This is a genomic window from Pseudoalteromonas sp. SG44-17, from assembly GCF_014164235.1.
Lineage (GTDB): Bacteria > Pseudomonadota > Gammaproteobacteria > Enterobacterales > Alteromonadaceae > Pseudoalteromonas > Pseudoalteromonas rhizosphaerae.
The window spans coordinates 1-19440 of record NZ_JACJEV010000008.1; the positions used below are offsets into that span (position 1 = coordinate 1).

At 40.3% G+C, this 19440-nt stretch carries 12 protein-coding genes and 1 pseudogene; 7 read left to right on the plus strand and 6 right to left on the minus strand.

Features of this window, described 5'->3' with window-relative positions; genetic code table 11:
• Nucleotides 1-167 precede the first annotated feature (167 nt).
• Entirely contained in the window at nucleotides 168-1046 is an 879-nt protein-coding gene (locus H5182_RS07815; RefSeq protein ID WP_145237498.1) for a LysR family transcriptional regulator, read from the minus strand.
• 111 nt (nucleotides 1047-1157) lie between these two features.
• Here H5182_RS07815 and H5182_RS07820 point away from each other — a divergent pair, with 111 nt between their 5' ends.
• The gene (locus H5182_RS07820) at nucleotides 1158-2126 is read left to right on the plus strand and encodes a TDT family transporter (RefSeq protein ID WP_182731060.1); all 969 of its coding nucleotides are present in this window, start codon (nucleotides 1158-1160) and stop codon (nucleotides 2124-2126) included.
• A gap of 64 nt (nucleotides 2127-2190) precedes the next feature.
• Here H5182_RS07820 and H5182_RS07825 read toward each other — a convergent pair whose 3' ends face one another.
• The 3 genes from H5182_RS07825 to H5182_RS07835 all read right to left on the minus strand — a co-directional run bounded on the left by H5182_RS07825 (nucleotide 2191) and on the right by H5182_RS07835 (nucleotide 5044).
• Nucleotides 2191-3048, minus strand: a complete 858-nt coding sequence (locus H5182_RS07825) for a GyrI-like domain-containing protein (protein WP_182759837.1) — start codon at nucleotides 3046-3048, stop codon at nucleotides 2191-2193.
• Nucleotides 3049-3176: 128 nt separating this feature from the next.
• The gene (locus H5182_RS07830) at nucleotides 3177-4577 is read right to left on the minus strand and encodes a pre-peptidase C-terminal domain-containing protein (RefSeq protein WP_182759838.1); all 1401 of its coding nucleotides are present in this window, start codon (nucleotides 4575-4577) and stop codon (nucleotides 3177-3179) included.
• 296 nt (nucleotides 4578-4873) lie between these two features.
• On the minus strand, nucleotides 4874-5044 hold the full coding sequence (locus tag H5182_RS07835; protein WP_169020566.1) for a DUF2986 domain-containing protein: 171 nt from the start codon (nucleotides 5042-5044) through the stop codon (nucleotides 4874-4876).
• 471 nt (nucleotides 5045-5515) lie between these two features.
• Between H5182_RS07835 and H5182_RS22530 the strand changes: the two are divergent.
• The 6 genes and pseudogenes from H5182_RS22530 to H5182_RS07865 all read left to right on the plus strand — a co-directional run.
• Nucleotides 5516-6745: pseudogene (locus H5182_RS22530) on the plus strand (methyl-accepting chemotaxis protein); the annotation flags it as partial.
• A gap of 144 nt (nucleotides 6746-6889) precedes the next feature.
• Nucleotides 6890-8380 (plus strand): dipeptidase, encoded by a 1491-nt coding sequence (locus H5182_RS07845; RefSeq protein ID WP_182759840.1) that lies wholly within the window; start codon nucleotides 6890-6892, stop codon nucleotides 8378-8380.
• 217 nt (nucleotides 8381-8597) lie between these two features.
• Nucleotides 8598-9221, plus strand: coding sequence for an OB-fold-containig protein (locus H5182_RS07850; RefSeq protein ID WP_259398259.1), 624 nt, complete (start codon nucleotides 8598-8600; stop codon nucleotides 9219-9221).
• 62 nt (nucleotides 9222-9283) lie between these two features.
• A complete protein-coding gene (locus H5182_RS07855; RefSeq protein ID WP_145237480.1) occupies nucleotides 9284-11386 on the plus strand; it encodes a flotillin family protein in 2103 nt (700 codons plus the stop codon).
• 81 nt (nucleotides 11387-11467) lie between these two features.
• A complete protein-coding gene (locus H5182_RS07860) occupies nucleotides 11468-16789 on the plus strand; it encodes a DNA repair ATPase (protein WP_182759841.1) in 5322 nt (1773 codons plus the stop codon).
• Nucleotides 16790-16817: 28 nt separating this feature from the next.
• The gene (locus tag H5182_RS07865; RefSeq protein ID WP_182758545.1) at nucleotides 16818-17081 is read left to right on the plus strand and encodes a biotin/lipoyl-containing protein; all 264 of its coding nucleotides are present in this window, start codon (nucleotides 16818-16820) and stop codon (nucleotides 17079-17081) included.
• A gap of 62 nt (nucleotides 17082-17143) precedes the next feature.
• Here the strand turns inward: H5182_RS07865 and H5182_RS07870 are convergent, their stop codons facing one another.
• Nucleotides 17144-18286, minus strand: a complete 1143-nt coding sequence (locus tag H5182_RS07870; protein WP_182759842.1) for a N(5)-(carboxyethyl)ornithine synthase — start codon at nucleotides 18284-18286, stop codon at nucleotides 17144-17146.
• A gap of 375 nt (nucleotides 18287-18661) precedes the next feature.
• A complete protein-coding gene (locus H5182_RS22320; protein ID WP_259398189.1) occupies nucleotides 18662-18991 on the minus strand; it encodes a hypothetical protein in 330 nt (109 codons plus the stop codon).
• Nucleotides 18992-19440: the final 449 nt, after the last annotated feature.

Consider the following 19440-nt stretch of genomic DNA (forward strand, 5'->3'; position numbering starts at 1 on the left):
AGTATTATCAACAGCCGTTAGGCGGAGTCAGTATTGCTGATTTTAAAACAGATATGAGCCAAGGCTTCAGCCAATTAGCAGGACAAGGTCGCTCGGTTAATGCCGGTATCAGCTACGCATTTTAAGTAAATTACCTAAATGTAGCCATGATGTTTAGCATGGCTAAATTACAGCTGATCACAAAAATCTATAAACTGCGTTAACAACGGATTTTTGTATTTGTCTTTATGCATCACCAACCAAAACTGCCTTTGCATGGGGTGGTTTAAGTTAAGCTGCGTAACGCGGCCATCTTGTAAAGCGTACTGTGCCGCGAGTGACGATAAACAGCCCAGCCCTAACCCTTCAGCAACGCTGTTGATCAGTGCCTCTGTCGTGTTGAGTTCAAAACTTTGGCTCCAATTATCGATATGCGTAGCGAGGTTTTGTAAAAAGAATGAGCGTGAACCAGAGCCAGCTTCCCTTAATACCCATTCGCTGTTTGTTAAATCATTAAAACTAAGCTGTAATTTTGCAGCTAAAGGGTGGGATAGCGGTGCAATAATACACATAGAGTCTTGGCTAAACACGGTTGAGACTAAGTCGCTTTGCTGGGCTTGGCCTTCTATTAGTGCAATGTCGAGCTCAAAATCGCGCAGTTTTTGGCAAATAAGCTCAGAATTTGAAATAAAAACTTGCTGTGAATAATGCTGCTGTTGTTGGCGAAATCCACTGAGTATAAAGGGCAACACATGATTACCAATGGTATCGCTGGCACCTATTCTTAAGGTGCCGCTGGCTTTTGCTTGGGGCGAAAAAAGCGTATTAATATCATTTGCTCTGTGCAGTAATTCATCGGCCAAGGGCAGTAATTTTTGCCCTTCTTGATTTAAAATTAAGCGATGATTTACTCGGTCAAACAGTGGGTGACCTAACTGCTTTTCAAGCTCGCTAAGCGCCATACTGACTGCCGCTTTAGATAGATAAAGCCGCTCTGAGGCTGCGGTAAGTGTTGCATGCTGAGTAATACCTACAAACACTTTAAGTTGTTTAAGAGAAATATTCATGAGTTTTATGTTTAGTTTTTATGAACATGTGTTCTATATAATTAGATTTAACTAAACAAAATGCAAGGTTAAACTTCTGTATAAGATAAACAATGAGTGTGGAGTATAAACATGTTTAATTATATAAAAGCCAAAGTAATAACCGCACCTACCCCAATGGGTGGATTAGCATTAGGCATAGCCAGCCTTGGTTGGGCTTGGGAAAACATGTTTAATGCAAATGGCGCAGCGCAATACACTGGGGCGGCAATTGCGAGCGTATTATTATTAATACTTGGCTTAAAATTTTTACTGCACCCGCAATTACTAAAAGCCGATTTAGCGCACCCTGTTGTAGGTAGCGTTGTGCCTACTTTTGCTATGGCAACGTTGGTGGTATCTAATTCGTTAGGGCACGTTAATCCATTAGCAGGGGATGTGCTTTGGGTAGGCGCATTTTTATTGCACTTAGGATTTTTATTGAGCTTTGTTATTCATCGTGTTCGTGAATTTAAAATTGAACACATGGTGCCAAGTTGGTTTGTACCACCTGTGGGTATTATTGTTGCCGATGTAGCGTTCTCGGGTAACCCAGCACTGTTGTTTTTAGCACAAGCAGCACTTTATTTTGGCATGTTAATGTACGCAGTTATGTTGCCGTTAATGATTTACCGGATAATATTTGCTGAGCAAATTCCTGATGCTGCACAGCCCACATTAGCTATATTAGCGGCGCCGGCAAGCTTATCGTTGGCGGGGTATTTCACTGTAGTGACCCAGCCGTCGCCAGTGATAATTGGGGGGTTATTTGGTATTGCCATACTAATGACATTAATTATTTATACGGCATTTTTTAAATTACTACGCCGCAGGTTTTGCCCTGGGTTTGCTGCATTTACCTTTCCCATGGTCATTGGTGCTACGGCGTTATTTAAACTCGCGGATTGGATGCTAACTATGAATGTTGATGTACAGTTTATAAACCAAATACATCATTTAGCGGTAGTTGAATTGCTAGTAGCAAGCGCTGTGGTTGGCTATGTAGCGATCCGTTATACGCATTATTTTAGTTCCTTGGCTTTAAACGGCTTGAGGGTGTGAAATTGTAATAGTTTGAATACAGAACGAAGAGGCAATAATGAGGTTTTGCCTCTGCGGTTAATTATTATTTTAGCGGCAAGTAAATATCAGTTATTAAATCACACTCATCTACTTCATGAATGAGATTTAAGTAATGAAAGAAGCACGGAAAATCTCTAACTTCTTCAGTACTGTTTGGTAACCATTGACGATATAGATAATAAACAGTGTCGCTGATAGTGTCATGACTGCCAAAGTGCCTGACTAAAGCGCAGCGACCTGCCGGGATCTCACCATTTTTTACGCCGTATTGATTATCGCTAATTGGTTGCTTGACGCAGCCGGCGAAGTCAAAGCGAAAATCGTTGTCGTCAGTCACCGCAGGATCGCTATAAGGGATGCCATAAGTATCACTGGTTTTTACCGGTGATAAGCCTGACTCTTTTCGCCATTTAATAAACTGTGCGGCTGTTTCCATAAGCTTAGTGGCCGAACCGTTGTGGGTAAGCAACGCAACAGCTTGCGGTGCAAAGTGAACAATTTCTACTTTCATATTACTAACCTTTAATTCAGGTATTTTAAAGTCAAACTGCGCATGCCAATGTGGCCAGTTTGGTGTGCTTCTGAACTGAGTTGGGGATTGAGCAAAAACACGTTTGAAAGCACGACTAAAAGCTTCAGGACTTTCAAAACTTGCCTCTAATGCAATATCAATAATGCGTTTGTGATGCTCAAAAGCAAGCCGATAAGAGGCGCGCTTTAAGCGAGCAAATTGCGTGTACTTAGTAACGCTTACCCCCATTATTGAGATAAATAAACGATGAAAATGAAATTTAGAACAACAGGCAACGGCACTTAAACTATCTAATGTAAGTGGCTCATCAATATGGTGGTTTATATAATCACAGACATGATGGATGCGCTGTAGGTGCGTGTTTTTCATAGTTACTCGTTATACTTTTATTCAGAAGTGGCGTCAGTGTGACAAAGTAAGAGAATGCCTGCCTGATTGAAATTGCTCAAGTTGCTTTTTTAATAAAAAAGAGCCCAAAGGGCTCTTAACTGGGGGAATTAATAAGGATTGATAGGGGAGTAGAAGTTGTTGTTATTACCATTAATGCTCACGTCTAGTTGCATACCATTATGAGCGTGGCTAACCACATTGTAATTATCACCAGGTAGTAGCTTTACTCTATTAATATTTTGATAGTTTACTGGGCTCCCACATTGCAATGTCACTCTTTGCGTATTAGCCGTTTCTTTAAAGATGTAAACTTCATTGCTGCCGTCAACAACACCTGTACCAGAGGCATCGATGAACAGTGAGGTTGCCTCACTGGCTGCAATAGAAAAATACTGATTGCTGTGATGGCCTAAAGACACTATGGCACGCCCCATTCTGTCTCGTTCTTGGAAGTGTGTATCGGTTAAGCTGTTGTTTAATACAGGCACATCAATAAATCGACTGCTGAAGTTAAGTGTTTCGTGGCAAAAGTCAGTGACTACTTCATCTGATACTGCGCCAGCAACGCCATCTGGGTCGTACACGCTGTTTGCCATTAATGCCATGCCTGCAGACGTTCCGCCAACGACACCGCCCTTATCAAAAACGTGTTGCACAGCGGTTTGTACTTTTGTACCTTGCCATTGATTAAGATAATCAGATTGGTCACCGCCTGCAATCCATACAAATTCGGCACTGCGGATAGCCCAGTCAACATAGTCATCATTCGCTTTGTTGCGAGTATCAATGATCAGTGTTTCTACTGAGTCGGCATTCATTAAGTTCAGTAAATAATCGTTATAAGCGTCAGTACCAGAGGTTCTAAGCACAACAACATCGGCACCGCTGCCAACATGGTTAGCAACGCGATTACTAAATGCTTGATCAACATCGCTGCCACCGCCCATAAGTAATACAGCACCTTGATCAGCTGTTAATGTGTTGCATGAATCAGCACTGCCACCTTGTAAATATGCTTGTAATGAACCTGGCTTTGCAGGGCGAGAGCTATAGCCACAATCACCGCTGCCACTTCCGCCACCGGTGTTACTACCTTCACCAAAATTGACCGTTAAATCGTACCAACCTGTACCGGAGTAACGCGTTACTTTTACATAATAAGTACCCGTTGATTGTGCACTATAACTGCCTGTTTCTGGTACATTGCTAGTTGCCCCTTCGGCAACAGCAGATCCTGTTTCTTGGTATAATGCCCAGTCAAAATCATCGTTAGTGTTGTGCTCAAGGCTGACCTCAATAGGCCCGACTTGAGTTACTTCAAAGCTAAACCAATCAGTATCATTGCGGCTCAACGAGCCTGCAACGGTGGTATTACTACAAAGTTGGGTATTTGCATTGCTTTCAGTGTCGTTTGATTCAACTTCACTTGTTAAGCAAGCATTGCTTGCAAACGAAAAAAACATGCACGCGGCTAGTGATCCATTAAGAATTGAGAGTTTTCTTTTCATTATTGTTACCTGAATTTTAATTACATAGAAGCCTTCCTACTGCGAGGCATTATTGCTTTTAAATTATTCAGGTTTTTTTATTCGTCGAACCATTCACTTAAATGATAGTTGACAGAACATTCTTGAGGAGCACTAGGAGCGATAATAAATAGTTTGTTCATTTATGCCTCCTAAGTGATTATTGGTGTGTTTCAGCATTGTTGCTGAATATTCAATATTACAGTTAGATGTGCAATTTACAACTATTTATTAACTTTTATTTCACTTCGTCTCAAGCTTTTGTTTTTATTGATTTATCAACACGCTTCATCGTTTAAAGTGTCTATTTGCTGTTCTTGAGCGAGTAGTGCCAATCTTTCACGTTCAGCTTTAGACACATAAGCAGGCTTATTACTTTTATGTAATTTTGCATTTGCGCGCTTATCTTTGTTATTAAACTTTGTAACGATTTTCTTTCTGCGATTCATGATCGACCCCATAATTTTAAGATGCGCATTATACTTCGTTGTATGCAAATATGACTAATAAATTTATAAAATGTTTGTTATGTGGGCATTTTAAATGCTCTAACACATTAAAAATTTAGTTGCTCAAAAGTAACAAGATTTACTGATAGCTCATTTATTTTAGAAACTCAACTATCCCTATAATATTATCGTTTATATCTCCTGCGTTTTCTGTAATACCCCTTACTAATTTGATGACTAATCTTGCTCTTTTTAAAATTCTTAACTATTAGATATTATTGATTTTTGTTACTAAATGGTAGTGAATAGTAGTCACAATTAAAGTGTGGCTGTTAAAGAGTAGTGTTGTTAATTCTATGATTTAAATAGCTAATAAGAATGATACAGTCAAAGGATAAAATGATGTTTTTTAAGTCAAAGAATGCTGTTTTAGATAAACATAAACAAACTGACCCAATGACCTATCAGGCTCAAAAAGAGCTAAATGCAATTAAATCTAATATAGCTTTTATTAGTTTTACAGTGGATGGCATCATTGTTGATGCTAATAAACATTTTTTAGATGTAATGGGGTTTAAGCTTAGTGAGATTGTTGGCCAACATCATAAAATATTTTGTGATTCAGACTATGTAAATTCTGAGGACTATCGCCATTTCTGGCAAGATTTAAGTGCGGGTAAATCATTTGGTGGTACTTTTTTACGTTTTACAAAAACTAAGGTTCCTATTTATTTAGAAGCAAATTATTTTCCAGTTGTAGAAGATGATGGCAGCGTAAGTAAAGTTATTAAAATTGCCAATGACATCACGACTATAAATAATGTGTTGAAGAACAAAGATGCAATTCTTAATGCGCTAGATCTATCGTTAGCAGTCATTGAGTTTGATACACAAGGAAATATTTTAGATGCTAATGAAAACTTTTTATCAACCGTTCATTATTCACTTGAAGAAGTAAAAGGAAAACATCATAAAATATTTTGTGATAAAGAGTTTTATCTTAAAAATCCAGAGTTTTGGCAGAGCCTTAGTAAGGGACGATTTAATTCAGGTCGTTTTAAGAGATTTAGCAAAGATGGTCGCATTTTGTGGCTTGAGGCAACTTACAATCCAATCTTTGATGAAAACGGTAAGGTATATAAAGTTATTAAGTTTGCATCAGACATAACAGGGCGCGTTAACTTAGCATTTAACACGATTGATCAAGCTGCGACTATTTCAGAGGAAACCAGTCAAGTAACTTCCAATGCAGTAAATATTTTAGGCTTAGCTGTTGAAACATCAAAAAACATTGCTGAACGAGTTAATAATGCAACGGCAACAGGGAAAGAGCTTAAAATACAGTCTAAAAGTATAGTTGATATTGTGGTTACTATTCGATCTATTGCAGATCAAACAAACTTACTTGCACTTAATGCTGCAATTGAAGCTGCTCGAGCTGGTGAAGCTGGACGTGGCTTTGCTGTCGTTGCTGATGAGGTGCGCACACTTGCAAGTAATACCGCAGAATCGACCGCAGAGATAGGCCGTGTCGTTGAGCAAACTCAAGCGTTGATAAGTCAAATGGATGAACTATTAGGATCTGTCGCTGGTATTGCAAACGAAGGGCAAGAAAGTATTTTAGAAGTATCTCAAGGGTTAAGTGAAATTACGCAAGGGGTTAAACGTTTTGTTGAAATGGTTGATCAGATGAAACCTTAAGTTTCTTACAGCCTATTATTTACCTAGCTGCTTTGCTCTATGTTTTATTAATAATAAGTTGTCGGTCTATCGCAAAGCATTGTTCGTTATTAAGCCAGAGCGTTATAATTGTGATTCTTAGTTGTTAATTGAATGGGACTTGTTTTGAAAAAATTAGCTTTAGCTAGTATCGCTTTATTGGCCTTTAACGCACATGCAAAATTAAATAAGATTAATGACAGCGTTGCTGATTATGCTGTAAATACCTACCAAAGTGCGCAAATTCATACCTTAGCTAATTTAGTATCATTCCCGACGGTTAATAAAGACGGCATCAATACTCCTGATAATCCCGACTTTATTGGCTTTAAAGCTTTGTTAAAAATGAAAGCTGCTGAACTTGGTTTTGATTACCAAGATTTAGGTTACACAGTCTTAATTGGTATGGGTCAACAAACAGATAAAGTAACCATAGTAACCCATGGCGATGTGCAACCTGCCAACGCAAGTAAGTGGAAAAAAAGCCCGTTTGAAATAGATAGTACCTCAGAGCCAGGTAAATTAATTGCGCGTGGAACAGAAGATGATAAAGGTGCTATCGCAACCGCTTTATATGCAATGAAAGCTATAAAAGATCAACAGATCACACTTAATAATCGTATTGAGTTGATGATTTACTTAGCTGAAGAATCTGATTGGGGTCCGCTTGAAGAGTTTATGAAAAGCTATCAGCAGCCTAAATATGCGGTTACTATTGATGCGTCATACCCGGTGGTTGTCGCGGAGAAAGGTTGGAGCTTAATTGCACCAACGTTTAATGCTACCTCAGCACAAACAGGAGTGTATGTAAGTGAACTTACTGGCGGCGCTTTTAAAAGCCAAATACCAGAAGATGCGAGTGTGGTGTTACATAACGCCGATACTGCGTTAGTCAGCAAACTTAAACATGCAGCGAGTGCGCTTAACGCTGTGGAATTTAACTTTAGCGAGCAAGCTGATAGTGTTGTTATCAGCGTAAAAGGGTTGTCTGCTCATTCATCAGAGCCAGAATCTGGGGTTAACGCCATTGCTTACTTAGCAGAAGTTTTTAAAGGTGTTGAGCTTGAGAATAACAGTGATGGCCAAGTAATTGCGTTTATTAATCAGCTAATTGGTCTTGATATACATGGCAAACAGTTTGGTGATATTGCTTATAAACATGACTTTATGGGACCTATGACAGTAGCACCAACGCTTATTGAACGTAATGGTAATGAACTCACACTCGCTGTGAATTTACGTCGCCCAATGGGTAAAGATGAAGCGGTATTGCGTACGCAAATTGATACCGCACTGAGTAATTGGCAAGTGAGAAATAACGTAAAGTTATCTGGTGTTGATGTGGTGATTGGCACGCCAATGTTGCTCGACAGCGCACCTCATGCACAAGCATTGTTAGATATTTTTAAACATTTTACCGGTGATCAAGAGGCTGGGTTTGTATCTATTGGTGGTGGCACCAATGCCAAGTTATTTGATAATGCGGTATCGTTTGGGCCATCAATGCCAGGCAAGCGCTACACCGGTCACTCGGAGCATGAGTTTATTACAGTTGAACAACTTAAGCTCAATCTTAAAATGTATACAGCAATGATGATAAAGCTGGGTAATATGTAACTTAGGTTGTCATACACACAAAGTAAAACGCCGCTAAATTGCGGCGTTTTTTTACTTCTAAGTCGTTAATTAAGCTAAGTTAACGTTTCAAAGTAGTCGTTCATTTACAATTTTTTATATTAACAACGTTGATTTTCCATAAAACACTTAACATTTACGCGACTAAATGATAAAAAGTTTTATCGCCTACTGCGTTTAAAATAAATGGATAGTTGTAATGATGGAATTTTTAAACTTAGCGCTTACTTTCCCCACCGTTATTTTTTCAGCCCTGTTGTTAGTTGTGATGTTGTTTTGGCTAATAACACTTATTGGCTTTGCTGATATTGACATGTTTGAATCAGATCTAGAAATTGAAGCCGATGCGTCGCAAAGCTCAGGCTTGAGTTCATGGTTTAGCATGGGGTTTGGTGGCATCCCAATTACTGTATCTATTAGTCTCGTAGTGATGAGTAGCTGGTTGATCAGCATCTATGCCCATAAGTTTTTTGCCTACCTGTTAGGCGATGGTATGTGGTTTTATATTTTTGGCGTGCTAATGCTGGGCGTTTGTTTGCTGATTGCTATGCCAATTGCGGCCATTATTTCTCGGCCATTACAGCGCTTTTTTAGCAGCGCACAAACCTCGCAAAGTTCAGATTTACTGGGTTTAGAATGTATTGTTGTTACTGGCAAAGTAACTAATACATTTGGCCAAGCACGGGTTAAATTTCAAGGTACTGAGCAGTTACTTGAAGTTAGAGCTGAAAATGACGAGCAATTTATATCAGGTGACACTGCGGTGTTGCTTGAACACCTCAAAGAGCAACACTGTTACATTATTACCGCCAAACCTTGGTAATACCCTAGTTTATTTAGGGGCAAGTAACACATAATAAATCGATAATCACGTTAGGACATAACATGGAATTTTTAGATAATCTCATACCTATATTGACATTTGTAGGTATAGCAATCGCTGTTATTTTTGCTATTTTGCTAATTATCGGCAAGTTTTATCGCAAGGTAGAGCAAGGCCAAGCACTGATCATTAATAAAATGAAGAACGAGCCCGATGTCACCACTACGGGCGGAATTGTTTATCCTGTGATCCATAAAATGGAAGTGATGGACATTTCAACCAAGCGCATGGTGCTTGAGCGTAAAGATAAAGGCGGTTTGATCTGTAAAGATAATATTCGCGCCGATATCGCCATTACTTTTTATATTCGTGTTAACGAAAACAAAGAAGATATTTTACGCGTTGCTAAGCAAGTCGGTTGCGCCCGTGCATCAGAGCACGCCACATTGCAAGAATTGTTTGAAGCGAAATTCTCAGAAGCACTTAAAACTGTTGGTAAGCGAATGGATTTTGTTGAGTTATTTACTCACCGAAATGAATTTCGCGATAATATTAAAGAAGTGATTGGCCAAGATTTATCGGGTTATTCACTTGAAGATGTTGCTATTGATTACCTTGAACAAACCTCAATTGATAAGCTCGATCCGCAAAACATTCTCGATGCCGAAGGTATTCGCCGCATCACTGAAATGACTGCAGTACAAAATGTATCTACCAATCAATTGAAGTGTGATGAACGCGCTAAAATTGAGATCCAAAATCAAGAAGCCACCGAAAAGTCACTGGAAATTGAGCGCCAAAAGCAAGATGCCATGTCACGTCAAGTGCGCGAAATTGAAACCGTGAAAGCCCGTGAATACGCCGAAGCTGAAAAAGTACGCCAAGAAGAGCGCTTAAAATCAGAGCAGGCCCGTATTCAAACAGAAGAAGCGATTGGCATTAGCGAGCAAAATAAGCAACGTGAGCTTGATATTGCCGAACAAAACCGATTACGCGTTTTGGGTATTGAAGAAGAGAAAGTTGCTCGTTCACGTGAAATTGAAGTGATCGAACGTGAAAGAGAAACCGAAATCCTGCGCATCAATAAAGAAAAAGCACTGGAAGTAGAACGTAAAGAAATTGCCGATGTAGTGCGTGATCGCGTGATTGTTGAAAAATCAGTGGCTGAAGAAGAAGAGCGCATTAAAGATGTGAAAGTACTCGCAGGTGCAGAGCGCGAGAAGAGTGCGATGATCATTCGTGCCAAAGCCGAAGCCGAACAGTCATTAGTAAAAGATATCGAAGCTGCAAAAGCGCAAGAGCAAGCCGCAGAATATAAAGCTCGTGAGCTTGAAACAATGGCCAATGCGGAGCTTAGAATTGCTAATCAACAAGCTGAGTCGAAAAAGATTTTGGCGCATGCGCAACAAGTTGAAACAGCTGCTAAAGGGCTTGCTGAAGCGGATGTTATTAAAGCGAAGGCCGAAGCAAATGCAATTCAAGGTGAAACTGATGCTAAAGTAATGCGTCAAAAACTTGAAGCTGAAGCACAAGGTAACCGTGAAATTGGTTTATCTCAGGCGCAAGTACAAACAGCCATGGCTGATGCGAATGAGAAACAAGGTGAAGTGGAAGCGATTAACCTAGAGCGTAAGATGCGCGCCGAAGCAAAAGGGCTTGAAGAGAAGCTACAAGCCTTGAATGCGATGGATCAAGATGCTCGCGATTACGAAAGCTTTACGCTGCAGCTTAACCAACAAAAAGAGCTCGTATTGGCAAAAATTTCAGCCAGCAAAGATATTGCCGAGCATCAAGCACACATTATGGCGAAAGCCTTAGGTAATGCTGATATCAATATTATGGGCGGCGATGGTCAGTTCTTTAATCAATTTATGAGTGCAATCAGTTTAGGTAAATCAATTGATGGCTTAGTTGATGAAAGTAAAACCGTACAAACCGTATTTAAAGATCACTTAAATGGTGATCGTAATTTAATTGAAGACCTAAAAGGGGTGTTAGCTGGGGCGAATGGCTCAGCCGAAACACTTAAAAACTTCAACATGAGTAAGTTATTAAAGCAGTTAAGTAATACCTCTGCGGCTGAAAAAAGCCAATTACTAAGCATGTTAGGCGGTAACTTAGGTGGTGGGTTAGATGAGAAAATTAAACTAGATCCAAAAGACTAGCTTAATTTCTAAGTTCTCTCGTTGTAGCCGCAATAGTTTAACTATTGCGGCTAACTTCTATTAAATTTCAGGATAGGTTTCATGACGGACGCAACTCAACAAGCGCTAGAACAAGGCTCGTACGATTTAATTAAACGCCGCTTAAATAATTTTGGTGCTAGTTTAAAAACGCAAATAGATGATGTAAATACACAGCGTATTAACGAGTTTGGTAGCACTGATCTACAAGTAAAAGGGCGTGTTCGCGTTCGTACGGAGCAAAATTGTACCCCGCGCGATATCGTGATTATTGGCGATAAAGTTATCTTTGCTTACAACGTATTTTTGGGATTAAAAAAAGAAACCGCAATCAGTGATGTATTTAGTGTACAAAAGCTGGTGGAGCAAGACGACCATTACGAAATTGAGCCTTACCCAGAGACAACGCGTTTTTTAACCGATAGTCGTTTTATTCGTGATTTTGAAGAACTATATACCTACTACAAACAAACCAGCCTACAGCATTTATATCAACAAAATGGCAAGCTATTTGCGCTATTCCAAATCGGTGACAAGTTATCGGATGTGCGGGTTTTTCGCTGGGAAATTCACCCAGACAACACCATTAATTATATCGATAACCGCGGTGAGCGTGATATTCAACACGCACATGACTATGATTTTGAATGGCTCAAAACTGACCGAAGTAACCACATAGAAGGGCGCCATGCTCATATCAACATCGCCGATGAAGTGTTTGTTGAAACCATTGGCGGTTCACTGACCATTAAAATAGAAAACAGCACTGACACCGGTGAAGGGATTTATCAAGAAGCTGTTGATGATAAAAACCAATCCCTTGCTGACAGCGAAGTTGAGTACGCGCTGGTAGGCGACTTAGTGCTGCTAAAAATTCTCCCATACCGTGAAAAAACATGGCGTTACTTTATTTATAACACCCGCACTCAGCAGGTCATGCGCCAAGATGCAATCGGCAGTGCATGTGTAACTTTACCTGAAGATCACGGCATTATTTTTCCTGGTGGTTACTACTTACAATCAGGGCAAGCACGCTCGTTTGAAGAGCAAATAGAAGATTTAGAATTTCACCGACATATAAAGTCACCGAACGGCGAAGATGTTTTATACGTGTTTTACGAGCCAAGTGAAGGCCGTTATGCACTTTTTGCCTATAATATTATTGATAAAAACCTGCAAAATCCAATTTATTGTCACGGTTATGCTATTTACAACGATGGTATAACGCTGACTTTTAAAGCCGATAAAGACCAAGCGGAGCGAGTACACCCGATTCAAATTTGGCAAAGCCCGTTTGTATCGGCTGAATTTGCAGCCAATGCGCCGCCACTTACTAGCTTTTTTGGTAAAATAGGTAACCCCGATTTAGTTCGCGGTATTTCTGATTTATACAGTGTCTGTAAAGCCATTAGCGAGCAAAGCCCGACTTTATTTCATTACGAAGATTTAATTGCCCTTAGCCGGAATATCTTTGACCGTTACCATTGGCTTAACGAAAGCGAATTTGCGGAAATCGCACAAAACCTACACAGCATCAATGAAACCGCTGAGCAAGTGCTTGATGAGTTTGAAAAAGTCACCGAGATTCAAAACAAAGCCAAGCAAGCCTTGATAGATATTAATAAGCAATACACTGATGTAACCCGAGAAGTACGTCCTGATAGCTTTAAAGTCGCACCGCAATTTGTGCAAGGTATTGATGCATTAAAAATGCTCAAAGGGCAAGTAATAAGCCTTGAAGATATTAAATATATAGATATTGCTGCACTGAATAACTTACAAAGTGAGATTGATGCACGGCTGGTAGAAGTAAGCCAAGCAACTGCTGCGTTTTTACAACAAGACAGCGCGCTGGCGCCGTACCACGAAAAACTTAAAGAGCTTGAAGAGCTAAGCAGTAAAAGCGAAAGCGTTAGCGAGCTGAAGACCTATATCGCACAGTTAGATGCGCAAAGTGTAGAGCTGGATTTACTTAACCACACTATGCTTGATTTAGACATCGACGACAGCCGTGTGCGCACGCAAATCCTCGAAGATATCAGTGCTGTTTATGCGTTGGTTAATCGTGCTAAAGCGAGTATTGAAATCCGCCAAAAGAGCCTTGGCAGTGTTGAAGCTAAAGCTGAATTTGCCGCACGCTTTAAGCTTTTTTCGCAAAGTATTACCAACGCACTAAACAATGCTAAAACCCCAGAGGCGTGTGACGAGCAACTTTCACGTTTGCTTATTCAGCTTGAAGAGCTGGAATCGCAATTTAGTGATTTTGACGAATACCTGACAGAGATCATTGCCAAACGTGATGACGTATACGAAAGCTTTGAAGCGCATAAACAAAGCTTAATTGATACCCGTCAGCGCCGCGCATTGAATTTAGCCAATGCCGCCGAGCGTATATTGCAAGGCGTTAACCGCCGTGCGCAAAGCTTTACTGAGCTTGATGCATTAAATACTTATTTTGCCGCCGATCCTATGATCAGCAAGCTTCGTGCATTGACTAGTGAGCTTAAAGAGTTAGGCGATGAAATTCGTGCCGATGATATCCAATCAAAGCTAAAAGCCAGTAAAGATCAGGGCATACGTTCGTTACGTGATAAACAAGATATTTTCACTGACGGCGGCAATACAGTCAGTATTGGTAAGCACGCTTTTAGTGTTAATAAGCAATTACTCGATTTAACCTTATTGCCGCGTGACGAGCAGCTGATGCTGCACTTAACGGGTACTGATTATTTTGAGCCAATAACAGATGAGAAAAGCTTACAAACGTTACAGCAAAGCCGTCATTTGTGGCAACAAACATTAGTTTCTGAAAGTGAGGTGGTTTATCGTGGTGAGTATTTAGCTGCACAAATATTACTCGCTTGTGAAAACAGTGAGCATTCGCTGACTTTTGCACAATTAGAGCAGGCACAACGAGATAAACAATTATTGCAGCTGGTGCAAAAATTTGCTGAACCGCGCTATCAAGAAGGCTATGAAAAAGGCATTCATGACCACGATGCATGGGCAATTATTGACACCTTACTGACGCAAAAAAATAGTCTGGATTTACTTATTTATCCGGCTAGTTGTCGTATTATTGCGCAGTTATTTAGTGCGCAATTGTCATCTGCACAACTGAACGAATATTTCCATCAAGCGAGCAATGCTATTTTGATGGATAAACACTTTGCTGCGACCAGTTTTATCAGCACGTTAACCGCGCAGTTAAGTGAACAGATCAATGTCTTTTTAACTCAAGTTAGCAAATTATCTGCACGTTTTGCTGATTTATCCAGTGACTTGGCCGCAGCTTATTTAGTGCAACAATTAGCGCAACAAAAAACGGCAGAGCAACAGCTATTTATCGTTTCTCAGCAAGCTAAAAATTTAGCTGAACAGTTTAGTAGTGACGCTAAAGCCAAAGGTTATAGCAACGAGCTTGCTCAGGCCTGTGAAAACGTAAAGCAAACTGATGAGCGAGCATTATTATTTTTAAGTTGGCTTAATGCGTACTGCATGCAAAATCCTAAAGTGTCGGCGATGGTGCAGGCGGAAGCGGCTAACTACTTGCATCTCAGTGCCACCACAACATTAAAATACACTGTGTTGGACGTCACCCCAAACACCCAAGTTGAGCGTTTAATGGGGCAGCATAAACGAGTGCAAGAGCAAACTTTACATGTTGATTATGCAGAGTTTTATGCCAGAACTCGTAAATACATCACAGAGCAAGTACCGGCTTTTGAGCAGTATCATGCACTGCGCAGTGATATTTTAGCGGCGCAAAAAGAACGTCTGCAACTTGAGGAATTTAAAGCCAGGCCACTTAGCTCGTTTGTACGTAATCAGCTAATCAATAAAGTGTACTTCCCAATTATTGGTGATAACTTAGCAAAACAAATTGGCTCAGCAGGTAAAAACAAACGCACTGATTTAATGGGCATGCTATTACTGATCTCGCCGCCAGGTTACGGTAAAACCACCTTAGTTGAATACGTTGCTAACCGTTTAGGGCTGACTTTTGTAAAAGTAAATTGCCCGTCGATAGGGCACGATCAGGTGTCACTCGATCCTGCTCAAGCCATTAATGCTACTGCTGAAAAAGAGATTGCAAAAATCAATCAGAGCTTTGAAATGGGCAATAACGTGATGCTGTATTTAGATGATATTCAGCATACTAATCCTGAGTTTTTACAAAAGTTTATTTCTTTGTGTGATGGCTCAAGACGTATTGACGGGGTGTGGAACGGTAAAAGTAAAACCTATGATTTACGCGGTAAAAAGTTTGCCGTAGTGATGGCAGGTAACCCGTATACGGAATCTGGTGAGAGCTTTAAAATTCCTGATATGTTGGCAAACCGCGCCGATATTTATAATCTTGGTGATACCTTAGCCGGGTGTGAGCAAGAGTTTGCCATGAGCTTTATAGAAAATGCGCTAACATCTAATGCAGTATTAGCGCCATTGGCTAACCGCAACATGGAAGATTTATATAAGTTAGTGAGGATGTGTCAAGGCGAAGATATTTCATTAAATGAGCTTGAACACGGCTATTCACAAGCGGAAGTTAACGAAATTAAAGCGGTACTTATACGACTAATCACTATTCGTAATACCGTATTAAAAGTGAACGCCCAGTATATTGCCTCAGCCGCGCAAGATAATAATTACCGCACAGAGCCGCCATTTAAATTGCAAGGCAGCTACCGTAATATGAATAAAATGGCAGAAAAAGTCGTTGCTGCCATGAATGACGAAGAGCTAGAAAACTTGATTTGTGACCATTATCGTGGTGAAGCGCAAACACTCAGTAAAGGCTCTGAAGAGAACTTACTTAAACTCGGTGAACTGCGTGGCACCTTAAGCGCAGAACAGCAGCAGCGCTTTAGTCAAATTAAAGGTGACTTTGTACGTTTAAATAAACTTGATGGCGCCGGCAGTCCGGTGATGATGGCGGTGGAGCAAATGGGTTATTTGCATCAATCACTGGAAGAGATTGCCGGTAAACTTAGTAAAAACAACCTAAGCCACGATTACAGCCAGTTATTACAAAGTGTTGGTGTGAATATTCAAGGTTTAGATAATAAACAAGCAATTAGTAGCATAGCGCAATCGCTTGATAATGGTTTTGTGCAAACGCCTTATATGGCAAGTTTAGAGCAATTAAGCCGTGCTATAGCTGGTAATAACTGTCAGCCACACTTGCAGGCGTTAATTGAGCAACTTGCAGCCCTTGATAATAAAGAGGCTGTGAATGCGCTAACTGCAGCGGTTACCAGTAACAATAACCAAACGTCATTTACTGAGCTTGTTAATGCAATTAACCAACAAACTCAAGGTATCAATAATAACAATGTGCAGGCTCAGTTTGAAAAATTGATTGCTGCATGGGGCGCGAAATAGCATTTAAATTAACCACAAAGGAAGCAATATGGATATCAAAGTACCTGAACTACAAGGAATGATGGGTAAGGCTACGATTTCGGCAATTTACGTTAATGAGGGGGATGCCGTAGTACGAGACCAAACTTTATTTGATGTTGATTTTGATAAAGTGGTGTTGGAAGTGGTTGCTGCCTCTGCCGGGGTTGTTCATAGCTTTAGTGCCAAGCAAGGAGATTTAGCTATATCAGAGCAAGTGGTGATGCAACTGAGAGAAAAAGTTGCTGGTGAGCAAACAACATCAGAACAATGACTCTTACAGATGAACTCGTCGAGCAGGATTAGCTGCTCGGCGTGTTTATTGATGTTTAATAACTAAAGTGCATTATAAGGCGGGTTTAATTGGCGCTTTTGAAACGCTAGAATCGCAGTATTTTTGATTATACCGTCTTCAATATTAATCGCACGACGGATAGTTTCATCTTTTTGCCATTGTGCCTTGCCTGCTAATACTGTAGGTAAGTATACAATCATGGCGGCTGAGATTGAACGTGTTGCGCTTTCCCATAAATAACTAGGTGTATGATCAACCGCGTAATAATCAACGGTTTCATAGCGAAACATCGGATTTGCAAATGTGGTGGGTTTAGCAAAAAAGAACCCCATACCTTCGTCACAGCTTACATCTATAATTAAACTGTTTGCTTTTAGGCAGTCCGCTTCAGATTCAATAACAAAATTAACTGGGTTTGCAGTTTCTTGAAAAGTGCCATTTACGATAATATCGGCTTCGCTAATGAGCTCCGTTAGTGGCCGTTGCGTCCCATCGTGTTCAACCACCATCATCCGTGCTTCATCGTGTTGGCCTTGGCGAACTTTAACGTAATGGCAGTCCAGGATCTCTTCGCGTACTTCGTGATCGGGGCGCTGGATGCAAATTGTAATATCTCTAAAACCATGGGCTTTGAGTGCATAAATTGCACCGCGACTAACAGCACCAAAACTAAAGATGATGGTTTTACGCTGATCACCATAATGTCCGTCAATGCCTTTAAGCTGCAGTGCATGTAATACCGCACAGTAGCCGGCCATTTCGTTATTTTTATAAAAAGTATGACGGCCAACATTGCCTTGTGGCGACCATACAAACATATCTTCAAACGCAATGAGAGTGAGTTTTCTATCAAGTGCAGCTTGGGTTATTTCGCGTTGCTGTACGCAATGTACGTAGCCCCAAAGGGTTCCACCTTCACGTAGCTCTTGTAAATCAGCAAGCACCGGTTTGGCGATGATCACGGTGCCTATTTGGGTTAAAATATCACTGCGACGTGCAACACCAGCGGTTAATGCGGCTATTTGCGCATCGCTCACATTAAAAGCTTCGCCGTAGCCTTGTTCAAAGATCAGTTGTTTTCTAAGTTGTTCTGGAATGCGCTTAAGGTGGTCTGGGTGGATAGGGTAACGTCGTTCATCTGTCTTGCGTGACGTACCAATTACGCCAATAGTTAATTCACTCATGCTATCGCCTTGTTTAAAGTATGCTGAGTTCATAAACGAATGATGCTACTTCGCCAACAAACTGTGGGCTGTTTTACAGGCAAGCGAAACACTTGACTGTAAACAATGGTCTCAGTAAAGGGTTTTGTTATTTACTAAATTAGTATTTTTAATATAAAGCGGTTTTAAATCAGGTGGTTAACTTGCATAGAATGACAAGTTGAAAGTAAATATGACATAGCCGCGATTGGCTTCTGCGTATTAGCATTTGAGTATAACAGTAAAACAGTGGCGCATGCGGTTAACACAGCAATAAGAAAATTAAACAAGTACAATGACTGTGGTGTATTTTGTGATGAAAGGACTCGATACAGCGAGTCCCACTTTTTTAGCAGCTTACTTTTCTGCAGAATATGGGTCTTCAGCCATTAGGTAGGCTCTCAAATCTGCTTTTTGCGGTTGTGCATTAAGCCATGTTCTGAGTTCTTTCACTTTTGTATAAGTGTCTGCGCCGAATTTATCAGCATATATGTCACTAAAGTTTTGCTTGGTACTTTGCTCTCTAATTTGGTTTTGCCATTGCTGTGTTACTACTGCATTCAAAGTACCAGCTAAGCCTTCTTCTTTTAGTAATTCCCACTCACCTGCATCTAACCAGATCCCACCTACTGGTGCGCTGTAATCAATACGATGGTCAGTTGATGAAGAAATACGAAACTTACGCATAATGACCCCCGATACTGGGCAAATTAATGCTTTTTTAGTGTCTGTAGCGTCGGCTTCGAATGAGATATTGTCAGCAAATGCAAAGTTTGGGTTACGCTCTTTCCAAGCTGCAAAGTCTTCGATTAGTATCCAGTGGCCATTACAGTGCGTGCATGTGTGCGAACGAAATTGACCTTCAATAAAACTAGGTTTAAGTAAACCATATACCCAAGTTATCTTAAAATACAGAATTCAGCATTACACAGGGGATTAATATCAAGGCGTTACTTTGCAATAATGGTAATCCCTTTTAAGAAGTAACAACGCGGAGAGTAATTTCCTGTGGAATGCCCGAAGGGTTGGTTTAAACGCAACTTATACTGCGTTATTGATTTTAACAATAGAACCACTATTATTTGCAATCAATGCCTTGCCTAAGTTGCGTTTAATTCCAACTGAACCTCGTATTT